Below are 25,485 nucleotides of genomic sequence, written 5' to 3'. Positions count from 1 at the left end.
TCATACGCCCGCCAACAGCGCCTCTGCATCCACGTCGTCGATCTGGTCCGGTCGCAGGAAGTCCCTGGCGTAGTCGCGGTACAGGCCCTGCTCGACAAACAGCCGGAACAGGTCCTTGTCGATGTGCTGCTCCAGCGCCAGGCTGCGCAGGATCGACATGGACACCGAGAGCTTCTTCGCCGGCTTGTAGGGCCGGTCGCCGGCGGTCAGCGCTTCAAAAATATCGGCGATGGCGAGGATCCTCGCCGGAATCGACAGCTGGTCACCACGCAGACTGCGCGGATAGCCGGTGCCATCCATCTTCTCGTGGTGACCACCGGCATATTCAGCAACCCGGCTGAGCTCCTCCGGCCACGGCAGGGCTTCGAGCATATCGATGGTGGCGGAGATGTGCTCATTGATGCGGTAGCGATCCTCGTCGGTCAATGTGCCCCGCCCGATCGACAGGTTGTAGAGCTCACCGAGGTTCTGCTTCAGAGGCGGCGGCTGCATGGTAAAGCGGCCCGTATCCAGGCGAGGGCCAATATGGTCCCAGGGAATGCAGTGTTCGGGCTTGTCGGCCAACACAGTTTCTGTTCCCGGCGTTGGCGAGGGGATAGCCGCCAGGCGCGCCGCTTCCACCGGCGACAGCCCCAGACGATCATCGAGCCGGCGCTCCCAGGTGAGCGCGCCAATGCGCCGGAGGCGCTCGATATGTGCATCGTCCATGAACTCGCCACCAATGTTGCATCGGGCAAGGAAGGCGAAGTCATCGGCAATCTCGTCGCAGCGACGCTTGAGGCCCGCCTCGTCCATAACCTCGCCTTGACCACCAAGCGGGGCCTTGCGCAGGAAAGCGATCTCCGCATCCCGCAGCAGCACCTCGAAGCGCATGCGGATCTCGTGGATACGATTGTAGTTGGCCTCCAGCTTGGCGCCCTTGTCCACGATGTGTTCCGGCGTGGTGATCTTGCCGCAGTCGTGCAGCCAGGCGGCAATGCGGAACTCCCGCCACGCCGCGTCGCCACTCAGGCTGAAGTCCGCCAGCGGCCCTGAATCCGCAGCACTGGCGGCGCTGGCCAGCGACTCCGCCAGCACAGGCACACGCTCGCAGTGGCCGCCCGTGTAGGGCGACTTGCGGTCGACGGCTCCTGCGATCAATTTGATAATGCCTTCGCGCAGGGCCCGCTGCTGCTCCTCGTAACTGCAGATGGCGTCCGACATTTCCACCAGCGATTTGGACAACCAGGACACCTCGCGAATGGCGCTCGGCACCCGGTGTACATTCTCGTAGTCGCGCTGGCGCACCTTGTCGCTCTCTGCGGCCAGCCGGCGAATCGGTTCTGACACGGCCCGGGTGGCAAGAAACACCAGCGGCAGCACCAGCACCACCATGCCCACCGAGATCAGGACGGAGATCAGCGCCTGGCGACGGTAGCGGGCCATCACCTCCTCCACGCTGACGAGGAAACCCGCAAAGCGGGTACCGGCGTCCGCATCCAGCCCCTGCAGCGGCTCCACATAGGCGAAGTAACTGTGCTCCGCCAGCGAAACCTCCCGCAGCCGGCGTATCCCCGCGGGCTCGGCGGCCAGCTCGACCAGAAACCGGTGCGGCTGCGCCGCGCTGATCTCATCCCTGACCCGGGTGACCTCAGCCGCTCCCTCCGGAGGACGGCTCGAGGCAATGAGCTGCCCCGCCTGATTGAACAGCAGCGACATCTGGGTTTGCGGGTAGCGCGAGGCGCCGAGCGCGGCGTCCAGGCTGGATAGCAGCACCACTGCGCCGACAACCACCCCTTCGCCGGCGGCAACCGAGTAGCTCATGCCCCGGCGCTGAACGATATCGAGCTGGTAGGGATCGGTAACGTGCAGCCTCCCCCGCTCGGCCCCCTGGAACCAGGGGCGCTGATTCGCGAAATAGTCGCTGTCCCTGACCTCCTCCCGCAGAACGGCAAGGTCTGGCCCCAGGAACTGACGCACTTCACTGCGCACACCGTCACGATCATGTATCCGCATCAGCACCCAGCGCTCTTCCGGCCGGGCACCCCACGCGCCACGCAGGCCGCTGGAGGCATCAAGATTGGAGAGCTCCAGGTAGTCACCGCCGGGAAAGCCGGCGAACAGGCTGAAGATCGCATCATCGCGGTGTAGCAGGCGGGCCATGGCGGACAACAAACCATGACCCTCACCCTTAGTGAACAGGCGCTCGCTAAATTCGTACTCACTGAGGGCCAGCGCGAGGCTCTCGCCCTTGCGCTCCAGCTGGTTCACCGCATCCGCACTGCGCATGGAGATGCTTACAAACTCGTCCGCCGCCGCCCTCTCGCCGTGCCGCGCGTCCAGATAATAATTGATGCCCGTAATCGCGGCGGCGGTGACCAGCACAGCCCCCACCGCCAACAGCGTCAACACCAGACCCAGAGGCACCGAAAGACCCGCTCGCGCTTTCTTGTTGTCGTCCACAAACATTCCCGAATGACCGTGAAACAGGCCAGACAGTCTACCTGCCGGATTGAGGGCCACCAACAGAGCAGTGGCAAGGCAAAGCTGAGCTCACCAGGCCGGTCACCGGTAAAAATAGCCCCGGGCCCCGTGCCGCCAGCAGGAATGTCGGATATAATCCCGCCCCGAAGATACATCCTCCCCGGGGCCCATAGCTCAGTTGGTTAGAGCATCCGACTCATAATCGGCAGGTCGAAGGTTCAAGTCCTTCTGGGCCCACCATTTTCTTATGATTTTCAGATAGTTAAAGCGCCTTGGACCGCCCGATTATTCCGAGGGATGGGTGGTGGCCCAGCATCCAAAATTAGCGGGTGAACTAGTCCATATTCACCAGAGCCCTGCCTATAGTATGGTTTTACGATCCGAAAGCCGCCAAGACTGGTACTTCACCATGCTCAACCGCGATCTCCTCATAGTCAGACTGAAGCAGCCATTCGTGGACTGGATCAACGAAGCAGACCCTTCACCCGTTGGCGACTATCTCACCCTGGAATCTGCCAACGAAGATAGCTCTGTCTTTCTAATCCACGAATTTGCCAGCGAAGAATTCGAGAGCTGGCTGGAGTCCTGTTACCAACCTCTATTCGATTACATCCTAGGAGAATGGTACACCGACCCTGCGCTCTGGCCACAAAACCGGACGCTGGAGCTATTCAAAGCTTGGTGCGAGCTAGAGGTACATAGCATGGTAATGGACTATGTGGATGAACCTCTGGTTGACGATGGCTATTAAGATGACGAGCGATTCAGGCCGTAACCCGCCGGCGGCGCTTGACACGTATTACCCCCAGCCCAGGTATGCCTATAATGGTTCCTGCGTGGGACATCGGTGTTCGCTCCATTAAACGATCTTCGCAAAATCAGTTTAATGAATGCCGGTGTCCCCCGTTTATGATGAAGAGCCCTACGTAGAGCCGGTGGGGGAATTCGGGTGTCGCGCCGGGGTGTGTGGCTGGTGGACGCAGTGAGATGCCATGGTGTTGAATTGCACTGAATTTTGAACAAAATAATGGTGGGTTATTGCACCGAATTATGACCCACATCAGCGGGAAATTATTGAGATCAGTCAGTTGGTTACGGTGAAACTGACTGATCAGAATCCGGTGCATTCCCTGTTCAAAGTTCGATGCAACTCAACAGCCAATATCCGTTGGAAGCATTTTTATAATCGCTCCCAACAGCTCTCAATCACTCTTGCGCGAACGCTTGGTGAACTGCAACCCGACATAAAATAGCAGGATTTGAGATTGAGAAAGCTAGCTTGTCAGGACTGTCATAACCCAAACGGATTGCTGTACTCAGAGCTTCGACTACCTCGGACGATAGACTCTCCTGGCTGTCGTACGGATTAATTTCAGTTACAACACGTGTCACCAGGCCCATAACAAAAGAGAGGCCTCTTGGTAGAACAGTACCTACCAACTCCCTAGCTCGTGGACACGCTTTTGCAGTTGCATTATCTGAATCTGGGCTTCCCCCCAAAGCAAACTCCACATCCTTTAGTGGTGAACCAGCTAACCATGCAAATATCCCTGGAGATAACGCATCCAGAACGTCATCTGAGAGATCGCCATTTTTATTTCGTCCAGTTGCCCCAAGCACTGACTTTTTTACATCAAAAAGTAATAGCTCCTTAGCTTCTGGATCAGATTTAAACCAATCAAATAGCCAAAAAACCCATTCTTGAATTGACGTTGGCAATATCCCGATATTGTGTGTAATCGCGGCCCTTAAACGTGAAAGTACAAGTGGTGGCAATCCACTTTGTGATGCTAGAATTGATAAAGACTGATCAATTTCATCGCAGTCTTTAAGCTTCACAAGACTTTCTAACTCAACTAATTGGGCATCAAATCTCTGCTCTTCATTATTCGTTCTAGATCGGAATGCAGCAAAAGAAGATCTAAGATTAAACAATGAACTTTCATTGTTGTCAGAATCATTCAGAGTTGCAAGGCGATTAACAAGGTACATCACATCACGATCTACAGTATTGCCATTGGAGATTTCATCTAAAATCTTAGATATTGGGTCTGAAATTTCTACACATCTGTCATCTTCTGGAATTATTGACTGCAATTTACTTACTACATCCTCATCTAAACTTTGGTTCTCGGGAAATATCAAAATTGGCTCTGGCACGAGCAATACAATTCCATTTGCAAGATGCCCAGCTCTACCTGCTCGCGCAGCAGCATTCAATAATTCATGCGCCTCCAAAAGTTGGCGCCCATCATTTTCAGCACGTTTATCTCCTGCCAATATCGCCATTTGCGCGGGGAGATTAAGACCTTGAGCTAATGTTGGGGTAGCAACGATTACCATTGCCCCATCTGCACGTTTATACATACGTTCAGACAGCTCTCTTTCGATGCGAAGCATGGATGCGTTATGTGGAACTGCAGCGTTTCCCTTGGTTAGTAATGAATGCTCAAGCCCTCCTAGCTCTAACTCTAACGCATCCCATCTACGAATTTCATCTTCCGTTGGAACAATGTTTGCGCCAAGCGCAATAGAGATACTTTTAGCAGTAGATATGGCATGAGACTTTTGGTTAACAAAGACAATAGTTTTAAGTCTACTACTGGCACTTGTCACGGCCAAGGTTGAAGCAACACTGTTTACATTAGGGGTGATGGATATGTTGTTTGGATAAAGCTTTCCGCTAAGTAAAACTTTATCCTGTGTTAGCTTTGTGAAAGTACAGATTGCATTATTATTTTCCAAATCCAGCCAATTGTGCTGCAAGCCCCAAATGGCATAAGGATTTATGACCAACTCTCTGGAAGAAGCAGCTCTTAAATTTGCGGCACGGCTCCCGGCCTTCTTATCAAGATGCGCTTGTACATTTTTTGCATTTGCTTTTATGGATTGAACGTCATTTTCTGCGTAAATTACAACTCCGCGAGCCTGCCTGCTCGGCTTCCATAGCAGATCAATACTAATACAACCTCTACCTGTTAATTGATTAATCCATTTTGCAAATTCTTCTCCGTTTTGCACCATCGCAGAGAGAAAAAGAATATCCGCTTCTGGGGCAATTTTATTGAATGCAAGCAGGCAAAGCATACTATCTAGCGATCTGCGAATCTTTCCTGATTGCGGGCTGAGCAAATGACATTCATCAAATACTAATAAGCCAACATCATCAAAGGATTCTGGAGAGAAGGAAAGCATTGCTAAGCATCTCTCAGGTGTCATTACCTCAATTTCAGGGAGAACTGCACCAACCTGGAAAAGCAAGTCAAAGTCACTTGATACTATCGAGCCTAGAATATCTTGCGGGAACATCTCTTGCAGGTCGACGGTAAGCTGCTCAACAAGCGCATGAGTTGGAGCAAGAAATATTACCTTTTTTCCTCGTGATAAAGTGCCAGCGATTTTTATTGAGGAAATAGTTGTTTTTCCAGCTCCTGTTGGCAAAACCATTACAGCAGACGTTTCATTGTGGTGGAAGCCATCTGCGAGAGCTTTTCTGTGATTAGGCCAGATATAAGGGAATTTTTTTGCTCGGAACGCTATCCAATTATGCCAAAATTCAGGCCCAGAGCCCTGTGGTGGTTCTAGCCTAGTGAGTGCAGATTCAGATATCCCGTCATATGTTGCTGAGAGTAATGATGCTAGGTGAGTAATCCCAGGAAACGTGAATTCTACTCCACATGCTAGAGCATCTCTCTTGATTGAAGCTGCTAGTGATTTTACATGCTCAAAAATCACTTTGGGAGATTGGATTTGGACATCATCTAAACCAATTCCTAAGACGACTTTTGATAGATTTTCTATGCCGAAGACTAAAGACTGAACCAGTGCGAGAAAGGCAGAAAATTCAACATTACTACCCTGTTCTACAACAAACCCTACTCTTTCATTACCTCTATAAACAATATCTGTTAGCCGACCATTAGCTAAATCTACTATATGTCTGACTAACTCAGTAACAAGGTAATGCTGCCCCTCCTTTTCGATTTTTACCTTGGACGCGGCTTCAAGGGCATCTGCGTACTGTTCAGCCGCAAGAAATAGGAGGACAGCTGCTATTTCAGGTGCTAAACGATCCCTGCTTACATTTTCTCTCTCAGCAATTTCTTCTTCTAGTAATTCCTCTCTCCTTGCTATCAACTGCTGAGCACTCGCAGCAACAAATGCAGAGGACCGCCTAATAGATGGATCGCTATTGATAGAAACTACTAGCTCATAGGTATCCGCAATACGAGCTAATGTCCAGCCACCTTCTTGGCTTAATTGTTCTTCTCCGCCAAGCCTCAAAGAGACAATCTGTGCATAGTGGCTGGTTAAGAATTGCGGCAGGTCTTCAGGGGCTAAATCAGGAAACTCGGGAGCGGATCGAAGGAGTGAAGCTGTTTCTGGATCAAACATTAATCCTGCTCCACATCTAACTGTTCTATGTAAGCAATGATTTTTGTTGACAACGCATCAAACCAATCCCTTAACTTTCCATCCACAATAAGGCTTGCACCAATACGTTGTTCCTGGTTTATATCCTTTATTTTGTCATACCCCTTAAACAACGCCTTCTGGGCTTCCTCCGTATTGAAATCCTGAGTTAACGCAAAACCTGCTCGATATTGCCTGCTTGAGTTATCAATTACTTTGCGAACCATAGACATGGCCTGCACATTACTAACTCCACTTAGCTGGATAAGGGTTGCAGCGGCAGCAATAAGCTCTGCGTTTCTCGTGTTTCCGTGCCGATCTAAGAACCCAGGTATTACTTTCTGCGTAAATGTATCTCGTGGATTGTCCGTACACTTATCTTCAAAGATGGTGGATTTTAATATTTCACTACCATCTTCATTAAGCTCTATCATGATCCCGTCTAAGCCTTGAGATGTAGAACTCGTGTGCGGATCTTTAAGAAAACATTTGTCACCGGATACCTGTTTGGCAGCTATCCAGGAAATAATTTCAAATATCAAGCCATCCCTCTGAATTCTGGGATAACCCTTTCGTGGAGTTTGAGCCACTTCCTGAACAGTGAACTTTATTACTGCTTCCTGTTTGAGTGCATCAGTAGTAAATGCAGGAGCGGCTGGTAATAATTCGTCAATAATATGAGCTGCCTGCGCAGCCTGTCCCATAATAACTATTGCTATAAGACGAGCCAACTGATCTTCATTCTCAACTTTCCATTTTGACCCGACACAATCATCATCAATTGGAAAGCCAGTAATCTCAAGTGCAGCTATATTATCGTCTTGAGGCATCAATAGTATTCCCGAATATATGCGTATGCCTGATCAAATAAATCCTGATCAGTATGCAGCTTGTATTTCAGCAATGTCTTACGCAGCGACTTCTGCACCTCACGTTCGCCCCCAGTAGTATTCTGCCAGCCAGGGAAACGTACTATGCGAACAATGGCATCAATATCATTGACTATGCGCTCGACGACTGCGGGCGTTTGGTTGCTTTTCAGCTCCAAGAATAGCTCAGTAAGAGCGGCTTTTGGTGATTTCTCTTGTCTAGCTTCCTCAAGCTCCTTTTCAGCCTGGAGTGTTTCCTTAGCGATCTTGCAAAGCTCTTTAACAAAGTCGATTGAGGCGATTAGTCCTTTCTCAGCCTTATCTCTAAGCGTTTCAAGCCTCTCGCTCAACGACTTAAATACTGGAAGATCGACGCGATCTTTAAAGCGTTTCGCTAACGCCTTCTCTAATTGCTTTGTCTTCCTTGGATCAGGGTTATTGAATATATCTTCAATAACGTCGGCGTCCATAACGAATTCATCTAGTGTATGCACTTCACCGACATGAATGTTTTCATGGATCAACTGGGTTGTCTGTGCACCCAAGGTTAACCACAGCAATTTCCCAATGTTGTCTGAAGCTGGTTTGACCGACTCATAGACCTGGGCGAGCCATTTATAATCGGTGTTATAGGCATCAAGGATATTATCCGGCGAAAGCGATTCCCAAAGCTTGGCTAAGTATTTGAAGTCTGCTGCAAAGGCATCTTTCTTCTCGTCAGTATCAATGGCATCCTGCGCGGCTTCTAATCCCTCAAATCCTTCCAGGGCGCGATCAACTCCTTCAAAATGAGATAAAGCGTCCGCCATTGCTTGTGGCAATTTTGACCTGAGCTCGGCAAGATTGGTGATAACCTGCTGTAGGCTTTCATCATCGAACTCAAGAGCCTTTGCTGCATCATCAAATACTCCAAAATAATCGACAATTCTGCCGAAGGTTTTATACGGATACAGACGGTTAGTCCGGCATATCGCCTGGAGGAGCGTGTGATCTTTTATGGACTTGTCTAAATACATCGTTTGAAGTATTGGTGAATCAAACCCCGTCAAAAGCTTGGCTGTAACGATAATAAATTTAAGTTCTGAGGTGGCATCGTTAAACTCATCGACGATCTTTTCCTGCTGGCTTTTATCAACACCCCATTTTTGTTTAAACTCAAGCTCATCGTTAGCCGTCGTAGAAATAACAACTTTACTGGCTTCGACTGGGAAGTTCTTATCCAGCTCTTCCTTGTATTGAACACAAGCATGGCGATCCGGCGTGACTATCATTGCCTTGAAGCCATGGGGTAACACCTTCTCTTTGAAATGCACGGCAATGTCATTCACGATCTTCTCAACGCGCTCCGGAGCCTTGAGGAATGCAGCCATCTTCGCCGATTTCTGGTTTAAGGCATCTGCTTCCTCATCCGTAAGGCCCGCTCTCTCTTTCAGGTTTTCAAAAGCCTGATCCAAGGAGTCTTTATCAACATGGACATCAACCAAGCGCGGCTCAAAATGCAGAGGCAGTGTTGCTTTATCGCGGATGGAGTCGTGGAAGGTATAGCGGCTCATATATCCGCCTTGATCTTCCTCAGCGCCAAAAGCCCAGAATGTATTCTTGTCCGCCTTGTTGACTGGCGTTCCTGTCAGACCAAATAGGAAAGCATTGGGTAATGCAGCCCGCATCTGGCGACCAAGATCGCCTTCTTGAGTGCGGTGTGCTTCATCCACAAGAACAATGATATTGTCGCGGGTATTCATGTCTGGCTTCGCATCGCGGAACTTATGAATCATCGAGATAATGATCTTGCGGGTATCCCGCTCCAGTATTTGCTGTAGCTCTTTAATGCTTTCGGTGGTTTCGACATTGGCGATGTCCGCGGCATTAAACGTCCCGCTAATCTGTGTGTCCAGGTCGGTTCTGTCTACCAGCACAATAACGGTTGGGCTTTTAAGGGAGACTTCGCGGCGGAGCTTTTGCGCAGCAAAGACCATGAGCAATGATTTACCTGAGCCTTGGAAGTGCCAAATCAAGCCCTTTTTGATCTTGCCCTCTATAACCCGCTGAACAATCTTGTTGGCCCCTTCATATTGCTGAAAGCGCGGTATGACCTTCATACGCTGCTTCTTGCTGTTGCTAGTAAACAAAGAGAAGTTACGCATGATATCGAGCAGGCGAACCGGGCTTAGCAAGTCGATAAGCTCCTTACCCATACCAGCTAAACCAAGGCTTTTGGCAATTTTCTCGTCGTCATTCTCCAGTCGCCACGGCGCCCAAAATTCTAATGGGCAGCGTATAGCGCCGTAATACAGCTCTTTGCCTTCAGTCGCAAAAGACAAGATATTCGGCACAAAGAGCTGCGGAACCGCATTCTCATAGATGTTGTGTATTTCATTCGCGCCATCAAGCCAGCTCACGGATGGCCGGATGGGTGTTTTAGCTTCGCCGATGACAACGGGAATGCCGTTAATCACCATCACCACATCGGGTATCTTGGTTTCGCGGTGATGAATGCGAAACTGGTTAGTGACTATATATTGGTTATTGGCGAAATCGTCGAAATCGATTAAGCGAACAGGTACATGGCGATTACTCTCGCCGAAAGGCATGGTTTTCTCGCCTGTAAGCCACAAGAAGAATTCTTCATTGGCTTTTACAAGACCAATCTGATTTACCGAGATTAAAATGGCGCGGAGCTTGTAGATGACCTCATCCGCCAGTTCAGGCTTCGCTTGTATTTCAGGGTTAAGACGCAGTAACGCTTCTTTCACCTGCGACTCAACGAGTACTTCATTAACACCACGGCCAAGCTGCTCTGAACTTTGATATTGCCACTCAGCGCCATAGGGCTGCAAAGGTGTCTCAGCGACCTTTCCCTGATTGAGATTTACACCCGTCAATTGATTGATGATGTAGTGCTCGACGCTATTTAATTCAGTAAATCCCATCCCTAAAATACCTGATTGATAATTACTTTTTGTAATTCTTTAGCCTTTGCTATTTTTTCATCCATCAAGAATATTTCTTTTGTTATGGTCTCTAGACGTTGCCCTATTGCTATTTGCTTATCTTTACCCAAGTCAGGTACTTGTAGTTTTTCTACGTCTGCTGCATATATATGCATAACAGTAGCTCCAGTTCCAAATTTGTTTAGCTGCTGTCTCACCAGCTGAGAATTCATCAGATACCCCAAATACACGCCATCCATATCATGTGGCCGAAATATTAAAATGTCGCTGCCAGAATATGCCTTGTCATCGTGTATAAAGCATGCTGACTTTCCAATTTCGGTAATAGTTTCACCTGAACCGGCAAATAGAACATCATTTTTTTTGAGTTGAACGGCTTTCTCAGCAGATTCCTCTGATATATACGAGTCAAAATCCCTAATTATGCGATGATGTTTTGTGTATAGTTCTCCATATCTGACACAAGGAATTCCTTCGCGAAGGACTTCAGCTTTTGGTATTCCTCTACCCTTGAATACACTTCCAAGCTCTTTGAGCTTTATTACATTGATGGACTTTGATAGCTCCGAGAGAACCTGGTTGATGGTTTTCCCGGCGATATCTACTCCATGAATCTCTGATTCAACCTCAGCATTCAGCAAAGATGAAAGATCACTTTTAGTTCTAACAGAAGACTCAATAGTTTCGTCGCCACACCATAAAAGTTCTGAAAGCTCACGCTGAACATTAATAGAAGGCAATAAAAACTCGAATTTTGCCACATCCCTCCAACGAACATGTGGATTTGTTGAACCAACAATCGAAGAAGTTGTGTGCGCGTAGAACGCATCGCAATGAAACAGAAACGGAAGGAACTCAGGAAGAATTATTTCTGAGTTGGCCTCTATGGTTAATGTCTTTTCTCCGCATATCCCATCAAAGTGGGCTAAAGAAGCTCTCTTTAAATGGGGGTTTCGTGTTGGAAACAAAACCTGCCCCTTTCTGAAAATCTTGTAGAATGTGGGAGGAATCTCGTGCGCTTCTTGAGAGGCCCATCTTTTTACATGTAAGGACTCAGCATCTAAATGATCAACCTTAATAAAGAGATCAAACTCATTTTTAGCGTTAGCTCTATCAACTTCTTCCCTTTTTGTGACTACGTCTCCGAGCTTTACTTTTTTCCAGCTTAACTTATCTAACTTCATGATCACCCCTCTTGCCCCAAGAGGGAACTCATACTTATTCTTGAAGATATAGTACTTTTCTCCCATGCAGAATAAGCATCATTAAATTCTATGTCGGTTGGATCTGATATCCTCGATGATTTTATATAGTTCGTAACCAACAAAGAACAATCATTCTCCTTGATATCTTCATTCGACACTACGCGACAAAAGTCATCAACATCTTCATAGTTACTATACGCTTTATATATTTTTTCGATGTGTTGATCTAATAGATAAGAAATAGCTTTTTCTTCCTTAACCTCTTTAAATGCATTAATGAACAGCACCTTACCTTTCTTTTTCCTCTCCTTATTTGTCCGTCTAATCAACAATGCGGACTCCATGGATGAGTTGTAAAACAGGTTCTTTCCTAGGGCAATGACACAATCAACTGTGTCTGTCTCAATCATCTTGCGTCGCATTTCCTTTTCGCTGTCTCTGAAAAGGATGCCATGAGGCCACAACTGAACACACCTACCATTTTTTGTATCCATACTTTTGTGTATATGTTGTTCAAATGCGTAGTCGGCGCAGTTTTGTGGCGGCGTACCCCAAAAATTTCGGCCAAAGGGATCATTTTCGAATGACTTCCTATCCCAGGATTTAATTGAATATGGCGGGTTTGCGAGGATGACATTGAACTTCTTAAGTTCATCATTCTCCAGAAATCCCGGATTGGCCAAGGTATTACCCCGCACAATATCGAATTCCTCAATACCGTGCATAAACATATTCATGCGAGCGATAGCCGATGTTATGAGGTTTATCTCCTGACCATAGAGCTTGAGCGTTCGGTATTCTTTCCCTTCTTCTTTCAAATGCAGGGCACAATTCAAAAGTAAGCCACCAGAACCACAGGTGGGATCGTAAACAGACTCTCCCGGTTGTGGGTCCATGATCAAGGTCATCAGTTTTACGACGGTTCGGTTCGTATAAAACTCAGCGGCAGTATGGCCGCTATCGTCCGCGAACTCCTTTATGAGGTATTCGTATGCGTTACCCAGTTTGTCATCAGGCACGTTACTCAAATTCAGTTTGTGCTGTGAAAAATGCTCTATCAAGTTTGTTAACATCGCATCCGACAAGCGATCTTTGTTTGTCCAGCTTGCATCACCGAAAATGCTTTCTAGCGTGTCTGGGTTCGCCTTCTCAATAGCCCGCATTGCGTTTTGTAGGGCAAGGCCCACATTTACCGTTGTTTCACGCACATCTTTCCAATGTGAACCTTCCGGGATTTGAAAGTGGTGGTTTTCAGCGAATGCTGCGTACTCTAAATCGCCATCGGATTCTGCCAGTGCATTCTCAAACTCTTCATCGTAAACATCGGAGATACGCTTAAAGAAAAGCAGCGGGAATATGTACTGCTTGTAATCACCTGCGTCGATAGTGCCGCGCAAAGCCGTGGCCGCGCCCCACAGGTATTTCTCTAGCGATTTTTGGTCTAGTTCTTTTGCCGACATTAAATAAACTTCTCCAATACTTCCTTGAACTTTTCTTCCGCTTCCAAGCTCGCTTCCCATGCCTCTTTCAATTCGGCCATGGCTTCTTCAACGCTCGGCAAGTTGTCTTCAATAATTTTCTCGACATAGAGCGGAATGTTCAGGTTGCAGTCGTTATCTAATAGGTTTTCCTGCGTTGCGACTTTTGCGTAGTTATCTACATCCTCGAACGCCTGATACCATTTATGGATTTGTTGAACATGTTTTGGTTCTAAAAAGTTTTGGGCTCGGCCTACACGAATTTGGTCTGATGCATCTATAAATAGGACTTTGCCTTTTTTCGCTGTGTCTTTGTTTTGCTTGAATACCATCACACATGCCGCTAGCTGTGTTCCGTAGAACACATTGGGTCCTAAGCCGATTACGGCTTCTAGCAGGTCATGCTCAATTAGCACTCTACGAATTTTGCCTTCAGCGCCTTTGCGAAATAGCGCTCCATGAGGCAGCACCACAGTCATTCTTCCTGTGCTATTCATGGATTTCACCATGTGCTGCACCCAGGCCATATCGCCGTTACCTTGTGGCGGAACTCCAGCGATATTCCGGCCATATGGGTCATTGGCCCAATTCTCGGCTCCCCAATCTTTGAGGGAGAACGGGGGGTTTGCTATGACACAATCGAATGTTTGAAGGCCATCAGCTTCGAAGAATGCAGGCTGTCTGAGAGTATCGCCGCGCAGTATTTCAAAATCCTCAATACCGTGCAGGAACATGTTCATGCGAGCAATTGAGCTAGATGTTAGGTTCTTTTCTTGGCCGTAGAGCTTTAGCGTTCTGTAGTCTTCATTATTGTGATTGAGGTGATCAACGCACTCAAGCAGCATCCCACCTGTGCCGCAGGCAGGGTCGTAGATTGTTTCACCTTCATGGGGGTCGAGGATCAGGCCCAATAGATGCACAACGGATCGCGGGGTGTAGAACTCTCCTGCCTTTTTATTGGTTAGGTCGGCGAAGTGCTTGATGAGATACTCATAGGCATTGCCCAGCATATCTGGATTTGCATTTTCTCTGCCCAATGTGTATTGCGAAAAATGCTCAATAAGGTTGATTAGTAGGCTATCGGATAGCTTGTTCTTGTTACTCCATTGGGCATCACCAAATATGCCGTAGAGATATTCCTGATTTGCCTTTTCGATTCCGCGCAAGGCATGTTCAATGGCTTGGCCAACATTGGTGGTGGTCTCGCGAACATCGCGCCAATGGCAGCCCTCGGGAATCTCAAAGCGATGCATTTCAGGCAGAGATGCGTACTCTACATCACCATCGGATTCTTCAAGCGCTGACTGGTATTCTTCGTCATATACATCCGATACGCGCTTGAAAAATAACAAGGGAAATATGTAGACCTTGAAGTCTGAGGCATCGACCGGCCCTTTGAGTATCCAGGCTGCTTTCGAAAGATATTGCTCTAATTGTGATAAGTTTAATTTTTCACCTGACATCTATTCGGTTTTCCTGTTCCCACACTCTGATCACGAGTTCTTGTTCTCAGTTTTCTGTTCTTCAATCCAGCGCTCTAAATCTGTTTCTTTGAAGCGCCAGCTTCCGCCAACCTTGAAGCCAGGGAGCTTGCCGTCGGCTGCCAGGCGATAAGCGGTTTTCTCTGCAAGCTTCAGATACGCTGCCACCTCTTTTAAGGTCAAAATTTGTTCGCTCATGGTTTTCAGCATTCACATTCCCGCGTGAGAGAATAGGGGAATATCGGGGAAGGGTAAACGTTAAACCCTGCGAGCCCGCCGATTCCTTTAGAATCACATAAGTGGTTAATATGTGAGCTGTTTCGGGCTTGGGGGGGGTTGAGGAAGAAGAGCTTCCTTGAATCCTGCGCGATGCTTTGTATCAACGAAGCCTGCGTCTTGAATGAGCAGGGAATTCGGGAGAGGTGGGCACGAAATTAAGTACAATGACCAACCCCTAGTCATATCTCCGCCCCGGGGTTAATCCAACGGGTTGATCCAATTCCACTCCTCAGAACGCCCGCACCACCAACACTCTTTAACGCCACTTCATGTGCCCTTGCCTCAACGCAGCCGGCCCAATCTATATGTTTGCCCTGCGATATCAGCTAATCGTCAATGCGCAAAAATTGCCATCTTATATGAAAGGAAGCAGTCCCCGCGATGAAGCTATTCGCTGTCTGTGAGCTTCATCAAAAAATCCCCTCTGCAGTACCCCTTCAATCCATCACGGAGAACGACCTATGGCAAAACCCAAAGTAGCGTCACCTTCAGCCCGGGTGATCAAAAAATCATCATGCCCCACCATCTCCGGTAAGTCCGAGATCACCTACTGCCTCGGCACCACCGAGGACGACCAGCTGATGATCCGCATCCATGAGAACCCCGGCGGCGGCTTCTTCAGTGACGAGTGGGTCTCCATGGCTCACATCCTCAGTACGCTGGAAGCCTCGGAAACTGACAATGGCATCACCTCTATCGCCCTCAAGAGCCTTTTCCGAGGTCGGTCAGTGAACACACCGGCCTTCCTGATGGCAGCTCTGAAAGCGGAGGGTGTCATTGAGCCCATCGAGGGTAAGCAAAGGTGTCACCAGCTCGGAGATGTCCAGGGCTTTCTGACCAAGGCCAAGCAGCTGCAATCCTCCAAGCCTCCCCGCAAGACCCCCGCTCGCAAGCACACTCCCGCCAGGAAAAAGGCCGCTCCCCGGGCCAAAAAGTAACCACCTCCTCTGGGTTTCCCGCCCGGTAACGCCAATCACCCCCAAGCTTCTCGGCTCGACTTTGATTCGGGAGGTGGATGTTTTTACTCCCTTGTAACTCCCTGTTTGTCTTCACTTTTTCTAATGGGTCTTGGCTCGAACCTGGAAAACCGACCCTATACCGACCCTAACTCACATAAATAAAGCTGTTTGTTTTCAACGCCTTAGCAATTTTGAGGCAGATCCATCGTTTTTGACCCGAACCAACCATCACCTCACGCAAGGAGAAGTCCTATGGACGATTACATTGATTATCTGCAAGACGCCCTCGACCTGGTTTCAGCCTGGGAACTGCCAGAAGAGCAATTCTTCGACGCCGTCAGGGACCAGGCCATGCTGATAGCAGGGGTTCACGTTGATTGGATCGGCGAATTTCCCGAATCCGATCATCGCACTGCCCTCCGCTTCTAACCCTTCCCCGCCGTTCCGGCACACACCCTCTCCCAAAACCAAGGAATTTTCATATGAAGACACCCGATCTGCGGGAGGTACGCACTCGCCTGGAAGAAGCTGTCCAGCTGATACCAGGTGAGCCTGTGAACAAGCAGGACGAGTTCGAGGCTTATGAGTCTGTAGCCATCGCCATTTTGGATTCAGAGCATTCGGACTTCCCTCCTGGCGTTCTGCAGGAGTACCTCATGTCACTGCTGTATCTGCGGCAGTTGGAACTAAACCTCATCCCCTTTCCTGACCCTCAGGAAGCGTAACCCCAGTGGCGGCACCTTCGGGTGCTGCCCTTCTTTGTCCCCCTGATTATTTTTTGTGGAGTACCTGTATGAGTGGCAACGAAAGCAACACCACCGTCACCGCTACCCTGATCCTTGAAGAGCAGCGTCTTGATTTCATTGGCAACCACTTTGGTGCCACATACCCTCTGCTGATTGAACCGACAATTTATAGCACGGCCGAGAAACTCACCAATGGTCAGTACCATGGAGGCTACTGGCTGATGTACCAACTCTCGAATGGTGGCTTCTATACCGCCCCGGATGATGACCGTCGGTTTCAGCTGTCTTGCGAGAACTACTGGTCGGGAGAGCTTTCAGCAGATGCCCTGGGAATCACAGTCTGCCTGTACGCCTTCTCCCGGCTGTCCTATGCCAAGAACGTGGTCTTCGGTAAGCTCTGCGCAGAGAACTACTACTGGCTCCGAGATTATGTCTACGAGCACCCGGAGGCCGCGGCGATCCTCGGTGCCACCGACTGAGGGCGGCAGTTTGCCAGAATTCCAGTTTTCCAGGCTGCCGGGGAGGAGCCAAGTACCGAACCGGATTCGCTGGGAAACTGGGTGTCTGGGGTTCTGGCCCGGTGCCAGCCCTGACCATTTCGTGTAGGCACCCAAAATCTAAATTTTTCACGTCATACATTCTTGATCTAGAAGGGCTGCATCCGCTACCGTGTAAGTCTGGTGGAGGCTTCTGGCAGCCATCGTACGACAAGCTTTTTGTTGTGATATATCCACATTGCTATACGCGTGTGGCGGGTAGTGAACCTCCGGCGAAGTCACTACTTGAGCTGAAGCATACTGATTCTGCAGCCGACTACTTCCTATTGCTAATACACTGATTCCTTTCAAGCGACCCGTGCGACGTTAGCAGGATCGAGTTTTTGCACTCGTCCCAGCTAGCCGTATTGCGCCTAAGTCTCTTCCAGCACAGTAATCAAACACTATGTTGAAGGAGGCCTTTAATTGGACCCCGAATCAGAATCCTATTTATTAAGCGATAAGATTGAAGCGGCAAAGAATCAACTCGAAAAGGCGTTAATCTACTTCCTTGCCGGCTTTCTCGTCATACCCCTTTATCCCAACTCAAAAAAGACCACCCGTAAATGGGACCCTTGGCTATCTCACCTCTGCGAAGCAGCTATCAGGGACTACTGGTCAAGATACCCCTCGCATTGGATCGGCTTTATCGTTCCGGAAGACCTGGTTGTTCTAGATGCTGACTCACCCGAAGCTCTTGCTGCTCTATACCAGATCGAAGAATCCTTCGATTTAGAGCCTGGCCTGGTCGTAAAAACCAGAAGAGGTGAGCATCACTATTTCCGGTTAGAACCCGGGACTCCGGTACGGACCCAGTCTATTGACTGTACCAAGCTCCCCCAGGGCATTGACATAAAAGCCAGGCGCTCAATGGTGGTGCTGCCATGAGTGATGAAAAGCAGATTGAAAGATGCAGCATTTCTCATATACGCGATTTACCCGTCGCCCCTCCGTTGTCTCTGTGCGCAGTATTCCGTAACAACGGAAAGCCACCTCCCTCGCACGTCGCCAGTCTTCGACCGCCACCGAAAGCAGTTATTCCTCCTACCCCGCTCACACAAAGAAAATTGGATGAGCTAGAGGTATTGGTCAACGCACTCAGCCCTGATATCTCCTACGGCGACTGGGTTAGCGTCGGCATGATCCTGAGTTTCGAGACAGGCAATAGTTGTGAGGGTTTCGCTATATGGGACCAGTGGAGCAGTAGGGGCTCTAAATACCCCGGCATATCGCAGATGCGTGCTAAATGGGGGTCGTTCAAGCCATGAAAGATGGACGACAAACCATTGCTACACTGCACTGGATGGTAAAAAACACAGGCAAGGACCCGCAGCAGCTAATCAACGAAAAACTAGATGCATTCGAGAAAACACACACCGAAATCGTGTATCCCGATCGCCAACCAGAGATACCAGCGCCACCACCTCAAAACAGATGCCTGCTCGAAAAGTATTCTCTAACCGGATCAAGTGCTGAGCTCGAAAAACGCTGTCAAGAAGAGACGTATGTATTCGACCAGATCGCCCTTGTAGGTCAATCGACCATTATTTATGCCTCTCCCAACTCAGGTAAAACACTCTCCAGTCAAGGCCTCTTAGCGGAGTCAATCACTGCCGGTTTCATTAATCCAGCACAGATTTACTACGTTAATGCCGACGACAACCTATCTGGCCTGCTTGAGAAAGTAAAAATCGCCGAGGAATACGGCTTTCACATGATTGGCGACGGCTATAACGAATTCCGCGCCGAAGATCTTCTTGGGCTAATCGAACAGATGATAGCGGATGGCTGTGCCTTGGGAGCGATCTTGGTACTGGATACTGCCAAACGCTTTACCGACCTGATGAGCAAACGAGTGGCTTCTGAGTTCACTAGACTGATGCGCCGATTCGTATCCGTTGGGGGCACTGTAATCGCTCTTGCTCATGTCAATAAAAGGAAAGGCGACAACGGCAAGTCTATATATGCAGGCACCAGTGATCTTGTGGACGACTTCGACTGTGCCTATGTGATTGAGGTTATCGATGATGGCGCCAGCACTGGAAAGCGCGTAATCGCTTTCGAAAACATCAAATCACGTGGCTCCGTCGCTCGCGAAGTTCATTTCAGCTACTCAGCCCCAGACCAGATACGCAATTACCGGGACCTATTGGACTCCTTCACTCGCATACCTGCTGAAGAGGCGAATCGCGCAGCGACACTAAACCAACTCGACAGCGACTCCGAAGCCATCACTATCGTCAAAGCCGCAATTGGCTCAGGGGGCTCATCGAAAAAGGAGCTTATAGCTACTCTACAAGAAAGTGGAGGAATTTCCAGGAACGCGGCGGCACAACTTATAGAGCGTTATTGCGGAACGGACCCAAGCAAGCACTTATGGACCTTTGATCGCGGTGAACGCGGCGTACACCGATACCGCCTTAACAACACGACACCAGGAGGTGCGTCATGAACGAGATATCAGAAGCGCCGAGGCACCGACCCAAACCCGCTGAAAACCCCAAGGTGTTCTATAGACAGTTACGCAGAGCTATGGATGCAGTGTCCCCTTACCTAGTACACGACCATTGGTACTGCCTCGGGGATATGCTCACGGGTACGTTCCTCTGGGATGGTACAGAGCGAGGTGTACACCACCGTGCCGGGCGCATGTTCGCTTGGATGGTCCAGAGACAACTGGTGTCCTTTAGAGCTGTGCCTCTTAGCGACAGCCCTGGCACTTCCCGATACTACACATACATCGGTATCCAAACATACAATGGAGGGCTCTAATGCCAGCAAAGGTTCTCGACGACAATTTCATCGAAAACGGCCTGATCTGCCCTCCAGGCAGACAGCGCATCGAATACACGGACATCAACAGAACAGGACTTTATATTGAGGTAAGCGCGGTAACACCAGGGGTTGGCACCTATTGGTATCGTTATAAAGACGCCAATGGCAAGACGGCTCGAGTTAAAGTAGGCCGCTCAACAGACGTGTCGATCAAAGACGCGAAAGCCAAGGTAAAAGAACTCAAGGCAAAGACCCATCTGGGAGAAGACCCCGCTGCTGATGTAAAGGCCAAGAAGCAGGTCCCGACTCTCGCGGCCTACTTTGAGGACACATACCTACCTCACGCCAAAGTCAACAAGCGCTCATGGCCGTATGATAAAAAAATGTATGACCTACGCATCAAGCCTCGTTTCGGGCACATCAAACTTAACCAACTCCGGAGGGCTGATATCCAGCAGTTTCACAATGAACTCGGTCAGTCCGAGCTCTCCCCTGCCACCGCCGACCACCATCTGAAACTGATAAGGAGGATGCTTAATCTCGCGGTGGAATGGGACCTGATAGAGAAGAATCCTGCTATTGGCGTAAAGCAGTTCAATGCCGACAACAGAGAGGAGCGCTTGATGTCTGACGAGGAACTGCAGCGGCTTCTCACTACACTGGACAAGGCTACACACCGGCAACGCACGGTAGCTCTGATCGTCAAGTTCCTGCTCTTCACCGGGGCCAGAGTCAATGAAGCCTTGAACGCTCGGTGGTCTGAAATAGACCGGAAGAACCGCACATGGACTATCCAGGCCAGGACCTCGAAGAGCAAGCGCAGAAGGTCAGTTCCACTCAATGACAGGGCTCTCGATATCCTCGATCAGCTCCGCACCAAAGGTCGATCAGAATGGCTGTTCGTGAGTAGCCGCAAGGGGGACAAGCGGATGACGTCCATCAACAAGGTCTGGCAGACCCTGAGGAAATCTGCTGACTTGGAGCATATCCGCTTGCACGACCTTCGCCACATGCACGCTAGTATGCTGGTCTCCAGCGGGCACAGCCTGTACGTCGTGCAGAAGGTGTTGGGGCACAGCGATCCGTCAGTAACGCAACGTTACAGCCATCTCACTTCCGAGGCTTTACGGGAAGCCACTAACAGCGTCGGCGACTATGTGGACCGCGTGACCAAGGAGGCCGGCTAGCGGTCAGAGGACAGATTCGGTTGCATTCCAGGATTCTACAATTCCAGTTTCCCGGTCATGGTGCGCCGCCGCGACCGGGCTCCGGGGCTGTGGGAGCCTGGAACTCTGACGGCGTCATTCACTGACCGCGCCGTCCGACCACACCGCCCCTGAGGCCGCCTCTCCGGCCCGCTGTGGGCCATTCCCCCCCGGCCCCTGGCTCGCCCCATGGGTCACCTCGCCGGCCCGCCTGCGGCCTCGCTAATGTGTCTACCTTTCGGACGCGTAGTTCGTCAATGTTTATGTGACTTAAACCTTATGTATTTTTTCGATCCTACGAAAGCACTATTTTTATGAACATAGATTTACTAACAAGCAACACGCTATTCACCAAGCAGACCAGGCACGACAATCGATCAGAAGGCTTTTCGTGAGTAGCCGTAGAGGCGATCAGCGTGTAACCTCCATCAATAAGGTCTGGCAGACCCTGAGGAAATCTGCTGGCCTGGAGCATATCTGTTTGCACGAGCTAAGCCACATGAATGCCAGTATGCTGGTCTTTAGCGGGCACAGCCTGGACGTTGTCCAGAAGGTGCTGGGCCATAGTGACTCTTCTGTAACGCAACGTTATAGCCACCTCACCTCTGAGGCTCTTCGGCAGGCCACCAAGAGCGTCGGCGACTATGTGGATCGGGTGACCCAGAATCCCAGTTAGCCAGCATCCCAGCTGACCACCTGGCCGGACCCCGGGGATCTGGATTTCTGAATTCCTGTAGCACCACATACACCACGCACTGTCTGCCGCACCGGCTCCTGCAGTACGGCCACTCTTGTGGCCCCACTTTGCCCCGCTCGCGGGCAATCTCACCCTCCCCCTGGCTCGCCCCCGGGGGCACATCCCCGGCCCGCTCTGGGCCACGCTATCTGTACATATTTCAGTCACATTCCCGGCTTGGCCCGGGATTTCACTCCATAAACCTATTTTTTTTTTTCTTCTAGATAAGGTATGTTGACAAATGCAGCATCACATGAAAACACAGCATCCAGGGAAGGGGTTGAATGAAGCTGTCCAGTACACCTGTTAAAGCAGTTTGTATCCTATTTCTGATTGCCCTCTGCACGCTAAGCCTTTCCGGCAGCTTCGACAAAGTGGCTGACGAGAATCTTGATGGGGCGCTTGCTGCGACAGGAGCGATCTACGCAACAGCAAGGGGCATCAACGCTCTGGTCTCCGTACTCCAGGGCACAGAACTTGATTTACCTTTCGTCACCCTAACCATCGGTGAGGTTCTCGACCCGGTCAATGACTTGATCGAGCGCTTCTCTACCGTAGTCCTATTTGCACTAGGTGCTGTTGCCGCCCAGAAGGTACTTCTGCTGTTGGTATCCAGCGAAATCTTCAACTATATCTTTACCGGAATAGCAGTCCTAACCGGACTAGGCCTAATCTCCCAAAATTCACGCGCACTCACTCCCCTCGTTAAAATTTTTCTTGTCGCTGTTTTCGTTCGTTTTGCGCTTGGCATCGTTGTCATAGCAAATACCTGGGTAGATTCAGTATTTCTCCAATCAGCCGAGGAAAAACACCACAGTGCCATGCAGGTCTTCGAGGGTGATCTTAGAAGCGTCAAGGCTTTGGCTACCCAGGGGGCTGACTACTCGAAAGCCCGGGAAAGCGCTCAAAAGAATATCGAGAATTTGAAGCTATCAATCGAGGCCAGTAAAGAAAATCACAGAGTCAAAGTAAAAGAGTTGGGCGTTGCTAGATCAAATCTCGAACAGCAACTAGGTAAAGAGGACATAGCGTGCCGTCTCTCAGCCAAGACCCCCAAAACCCCCGTGTTATCACCAAGTTGCTCTGGCACCACCAAATCTCTATTCCAAAATCAAAGGCTGCACGCAAAAGAAAAGACGAATATCGAAGAAGTGATAGACGAATTTGAAGATGCGCTCAAACAACAGCGCGACAAACTGATCTGCATAAACAAGCGGTCTCAGGGTAAAGCCTGTTCATTTTTGGACCATATTCCAAAACCGCCCAGTACTTCTTCGATTCAGAACAAACTTGAAGGCCTCGATAACAAGCTTGATGACTTCACCAAGAATGCCTGGCTCTTACTCACTTCCGTGCTGTTGAAATCAGTGGCAATCCCGCTGCTTTTCTTCTATGCCCTTCTCAAATGCACTGGACTTATATGGAGGTCTGACTTTGAAAAATCACCTGGCTAGATGGGCAAGTCTGTTTATTGTCCCTGCACTAATCATTCTTCACGGATGTAGCAAGGAGAATGACGAACGGATTCAGAGTTCGATGTCTGAAGCAGCTGAGACAATGCGGGAAAAAACGTCTCAGGCAATGGACACGGCCGGAGATATGCTCGACAGTGCCGAAAGCTATGGTAGTGGTACCCCCGACAAAACCGTGACTCAACAGCACCCTATTGAAGCAACTCAAACCGAGCAATCTAACGTCTCCTGGATGGAACGCGGTATTTGGCTTTCACTGATCATAATTATCGTTCTCGTTGGCTACATACTACACCTACAGAAACGACTAGAAGACAAAGAGGAATGATTGATACCCAGGAGGGAATCTTCGATGGGAACAATTACTACTGAGAGAACAAGCAAACCATTAAAACTTCATCTCGCGCTTTCTATCTTCCTGGCCTGCTTTGCAGGTCTGGGAGTATTCACTTTTCAAGATCGTGACGGCTCTATTGCTGATTGGACCGTCTATCTCTTCTTGGCCGCCTTCACTTGGTATGTCATCACCAAGGTGCGTATTTGGTGGAACCATGAATAAGCAACCTAGAATGCTCTCTATACTCACTCTGATCGTCGTCTCGGCACCGACCTCCCTGTACGCTGAGGCTGACACATACTGCAAAAGATCAAAGGGCGGGCTTACCGACTACAACGATTGTATCAAGGTCACGGAAGATGAAGCCGTTCCTGTGGATATCTATGGCAGGAGGACGAAAATAAAAGGAAAACGCCGGACGAACGAAAGTACCTTCTGCGATCAATCATCTGGGGGGAATGTTAACTACAACAAGTGTCACAAAGTGGTCGACGGGAAGCTGTACCCTGTTGATATTTATGGCAGAAAACTTTCGACCACTGGCGTCGACGTAAGTAATACTTATAAAAAGATTGATCGCTGATATCTGCTTCCAATGATTGACACAAAATTTGATTTTTTTACCGATACCCCCGCCGGAAAAGATCCAGACTCACATAGCCCAACTCTACGTCGGTACCACCAAATGCTCTGGTCTAAGACTCTACCCAATGGGAAGTATTTTAGCTTGGATATGACTAACACAAAATATCTGCAATGGCGGGAGTTAGCCCTGAGCAGTGACGCGATTACCAATAGTTATCGCGGAAATACCCGTATGGCTGCGATTATCGGCGAGGTTAATGCCGACGCTGAAGAGCTCTATCGGGCGGGGTCAACAATTGGTGCTTATATCATATTCCCCTCATATCAGATTGACAGAAAGAACACGATTAATCAGGCACGGGGTATAAATGCAAAAATAGCCGACAGATTTGACCTAACACTTGAATGCATTCGAAGGCATTATATTTTTGAAAAATCACCACTAGCCGATGTGCTTCAACGTTACAACGCGTTCTTCGAGTTGTTTATTAATTTCGATGGGTATGTAAATTTCTTTTTACTGCAAGACCTTGTAACAGCTGACAACCAAGTAGATTTTTTTCTACCGTTTGATGGTTTCATTCGTAAGGGCATACCTGCGAATGCTGAAGAGTATCTAAAGTTAAAGGACGCGACCATTAAGTTCATTCAATCTCGTGCCCAGCGGATGCAGGCAAGCCTCTCCACTGATTCAGATACCATGCCCGATAGCTGATGGCGTGAATGAGCAATCTAAGGATTTTGGTCATCGATAAAACCAGAAGCATCTACTAATAAAGAACAGCCTCAATCACTACTCGCTCCACACTATTGATGCGCGACTAAACGACTGTTGATCAAGATTTGTCCACGATCCGAGCGATTGACGTCCTAGCCCGGTAGTCAGCCCAACTATTATCCTAACAGGTTCACAGAATCTGAGTAAAACACGCTTCAGCGCTTGGCATTCATTGAATGTATGTGAAACTATGTTTCTCACAAACCGGGATTGTTCA

General features: G+C 49.2%; 23 protein-coding genes and 1 tRNA gene. 16 read left to right on the top strand and 8 right to left on the bottom strand.

Features of this window, described 5'->3' with window-relative positions:
• Entirely contained in the window at positions 1–2,442 is a 2,442-nt protein-coding gene (locus FV139_RS17740; RefSeq protein WP_187276617.1) for an HD-GYP domain-containing protein, read from the bottom strand.
• 184 nt (positions 2,443–2,626) lie between these two features.
• On the opposite strand from FV139_RS17740, the gene FV139_RS17735 reads away from it, so the two are divergent.
• Positions 2,627–2,703 (top strand) — tRNA-Ile (locus tag FV139_RS17735).
• A 64-nt stretch (positions 2,704–2,767) separates the two neighbouring features.
• Positions 2,768–3,214, top strand: coding sequence for a hypothetical protein (locus tag FV139_RS17730; RefSeq protein WP_235898709.1), 447 nt, complete (start codon positions 2,768–2,770; stop codon positions 3,212–3,214).
• A gap of 455 nt (positions 3,215–3,669) precedes the next feature.
• On the opposite strand, the gene FV139_RS17725 is transcribed toward FV139_RS17730, so the two are convergent.
• The 7 genes from FV139_RS17725 to mads1 are packed head-to-tail and all read right to left on the bottom strand — an operon-like array spanning position 3,670 to position 15,058.
• A complete protein-coding gene (locus tag FV139_RS17725; RefSeq protein ID WP_148069812.1) occupies positions 3,670–6,858 on the bottom strand; it encodes a DEAD/DEAH box helicase in 3,189 nt (1,062 codons plus the stop codon).
• On the bottom strand, positions 6,858–7,706 hold the full coding sequence (locus tag FV139_RS17720) for a hypothetical protein (RefSeq protein ID WP_148069811.1): 849 nt from the start codon (positions 7,704–7,706) through the stop codon (positions 6,858–6,860). Before FV139_RS17720 ends, FV139_RS17725 begins: the two co-directional genes overlap by 1 nt.
• Positions 7,706–10,675 (bottom strand): type I restriction endonuclease subunit R, encoded by a 2,970-nt coding sequence (locus tag FV139_RS17715; protein WP_148069810.1) that lies wholly within the window; start codon positions 10,673–10,675, stop codon positions 7,706–7,708. Before FV139_RS17715 ends, FV139_RS17720 begins: the two co-directional genes overlap by 1 nt.
• Positions 10,676–10,677: 2 nt before the next feature.
• Complete coding sequence (locus FV139_RS17710) at positions 10,678–11,880, bottom strand: restriction endonuclease subunit S (protein ID WP_148069809.1); 1,203 nt, start codon at positions 11,878–11,880, stop codon at positions 10,678–10,680.
• A 2-nt stretch (positions 11,881–11,882) separates the two neighbouring features.
• Positions 11,883–13,421: a type I restriction-modification system subunit M gene (locus tag FV139_RS17705; RefSeq protein WP_213004156.1), complete on the bottom strand. Its 1,539-nt coding sequence runs from the start codon at positions 13,419–13,421 to the stop codon at positions 11,883–11,885.
• Positions 13,361–14,842, bottom strand: a complete 1,482-nt coding sequence (locus FV139_RS17700) for a type I restriction-modification system subunit M (protein WP_148069808.1) — start codon at positions 14,840–14,842, stop codon at positions 13,361–13,363. Before FV139_RS17700 ends, FV139_RS17705 begins: the two co-directional genes overlap by 61 nt.
• Positions 14,843–14,872: 30 nt before the next feature.
• Positions 14,873–15,058 carry a methylation-associated defense system helix-turn-helix domain-containing protein MAD1 gene (gene mads1, locus FV139_RS17695; RefSeq protein WP_148069877.1) on the bottom strand — a complete coding sequence of 62 codons (186 nt, stop codon included), beginning with the start codon at positions 15,056–15,058 and terminating at the stop codon, positions 14,873–14,875.
• A 542-nt stretch (positions 15,059–15,600) separates the two neighbouring features.
• Here mads1 and FV139_RS17690 point away from each other — a divergent pair.
• The 14 genes from FV139_RS17690 (at position 15,601) to FV139_RS17630 (ending at position 25,205) form a co-directional block, all read left to right on the top strand.
• On the top strand, positions 15,601–16,077 hold the full coding sequence (locus tag FV139_RS17690) for a hypothetical protein (RefSeq protein ID WP_148069807.1): 477 nt from the start codon (positions 15,601–15,603) through the stop codon (positions 16,075–16,077).
• Positions 16,078–16,350: 273 nt separating this feature from the next.
• Positions 16,351–16,527, top strand: coding sequence for a hypothetical protein (locus FV139_RS21090; RefSeq protein ID WP_187276616.1), 177 nt, complete (start codon positions 16,351–16,353; stop codon positions 16,525–16,527).
• A 53-nt stretch (positions 16,528–16,580) separates the two neighbouring features.
• Positions 16,581–16,823, top strand: a complete 243-nt coding sequence (locus FV139_RS17685) for a hypothetical protein (RefSeq protein WP_148069806.1) — start codon at positions 16,581–16,583, stop codon at positions 16,821–16,823.
• A 68-nt stretch (positions 16,824–16,891) separates the two neighbouring features.
• The gene (locus FV139_RS17680) at positions 16,892–17,323 is read left to right on the top strand and encodes an antirestriction protein (RefSeq protein WP_148069805.1); all 432 of its coding nucleotides are present in this window, start codon (positions 16,892–16,894) and stop codon (positions 17,321–17,323) included.
• A 483-nt stretch (positions 17,324–17,806) separates the two neighbouring features.
• Positions 17,807–18,268 (top strand): bifunctional DNA primase/polymerase, encoded by a 462-nt coding sequence (locus tag FV139_RS17675; RefSeq protein WP_148069804.1) that lies wholly within the window; start codon positions 17,807–17,809, stop codon positions 18,266–18,268.
• A complete protein-coding gene (locus FV139_RS21430; RefSeq protein WP_148069803.1) occupies positions 18,265–18,648 on the top strand; it encodes a PriCT-2 domain-containing protein in 384 nt (127 codons plus the stop codon). The genes FV139_RS17675 and FV139_RS21430 overlap by 4 nt, the downstream gene beginning before the upstream one ends.
• Entirely contained in the window at positions 18,645–19,832 is a 1,188-nt protein-coding gene (locus FV139_RS17665; RefSeq protein WP_148069802.1) for an ATP-binding protein, read from the top strand. Before FV139_RS21430 ends, FV139_RS17665 begins: the two co-directional genes overlap by 4 nt.
• Positions 19,833–20,151: 319 nt before the next feature.
• On the top strand, positions 20,152–21,342 hold the full coding sequence (locus FV139_RS17660) for a site-specific integrase (RefSeq protein WP_148069801.1): 1,191 nt from the start codon (positions 20,152–20,154) through the stop codon (positions 21,340–21,342).
• A 301-nt stretch (positions 21,343–21,643) separates the two neighbouring features.
• Positions 21,644–22,036: a tyrosine-type recombinase/integrase gene (locus tag FV139_RS21425; protein WP_148069800.1), complete on the top strand. Its 393-nt coding sequence runs from the start codon at positions 21,644–21,646 to the stop codon at positions 22,034–22,036.
• Positions 22,037–22,380: 344 nt separating this feature from the next.
• Positions 22,381–23,550, top strand: a complete 1,170-nt coding sequence (locus tag FV139_RS17650) for a hypothetical protein (RefSeq protein ID WP_148069799.1) — start codon at positions 22,381–22,383, stop codon at positions 23,548–23,550.
• Positions 23,551–23,632: 82 nt separating this feature from the next.
• On the top strand, positions 23,633–23,896 hold the full coding sequence (locus FV139_RS17645; protein ID WP_148069798.1) for a hypothetical protein: 264 nt from the start codon (positions 23,633–23,635) through the stop codon (positions 23,894–23,896).
• Positions 23,897–23,920: 24 nt separating this feature from the next.
• On the top strand, positions 23,921–24,127 hold the full coding sequence (locus tag FV139_RS17640) for a hypothetical protein (RefSeq protein WP_148069797.1): 207 nt from the start codon (positions 23,921–23,923) through the stop codon (positions 24,125–24,127).
• On the top strand, positions 24,120–24,488 hold the full coding sequence (locus FV139_RS17635) for a hypothetical protein (protein ID WP_148069796.1): 369 nt from the start codon (positions 24,120–24,122) through the stop codon (positions 24,486–24,488). The genes FV139_RS17640 and FV139_RS17635 overlap by 8 nt, the downstream gene beginning before the upstream one ends.
• Positions 24,489–24,500: 12 nt before the next feature.
• Positions 24,501–25,205 (top strand): DUF6994 family protein, encoded by a 705-nt coding sequence (locus FV139_RS17630; RefSeq protein WP_148069795.1) that lies wholly within the window; start codon positions 24,501–24,503, stop codon positions 25,203–25,205.
• The last annotated feature ends 280 nt before the right edge of the window (positions 25,206–25,485 follow it).

The sequence above is a fragment of the Parahaliea maris genome, assembly GCF_008064665.1.
In the GTDB taxonomy this organism is placed as follows: Bacteria; Pseudomonadota; Gammaproteobacteria; order Pseudomonadales; family Halieaceae; genus Parahaliea; species Parahaliea maris.
Note: the sequence above shows the minus strand (reverse complement) of the source record. Positions and strands in the feature narration are given on the sequence as shown.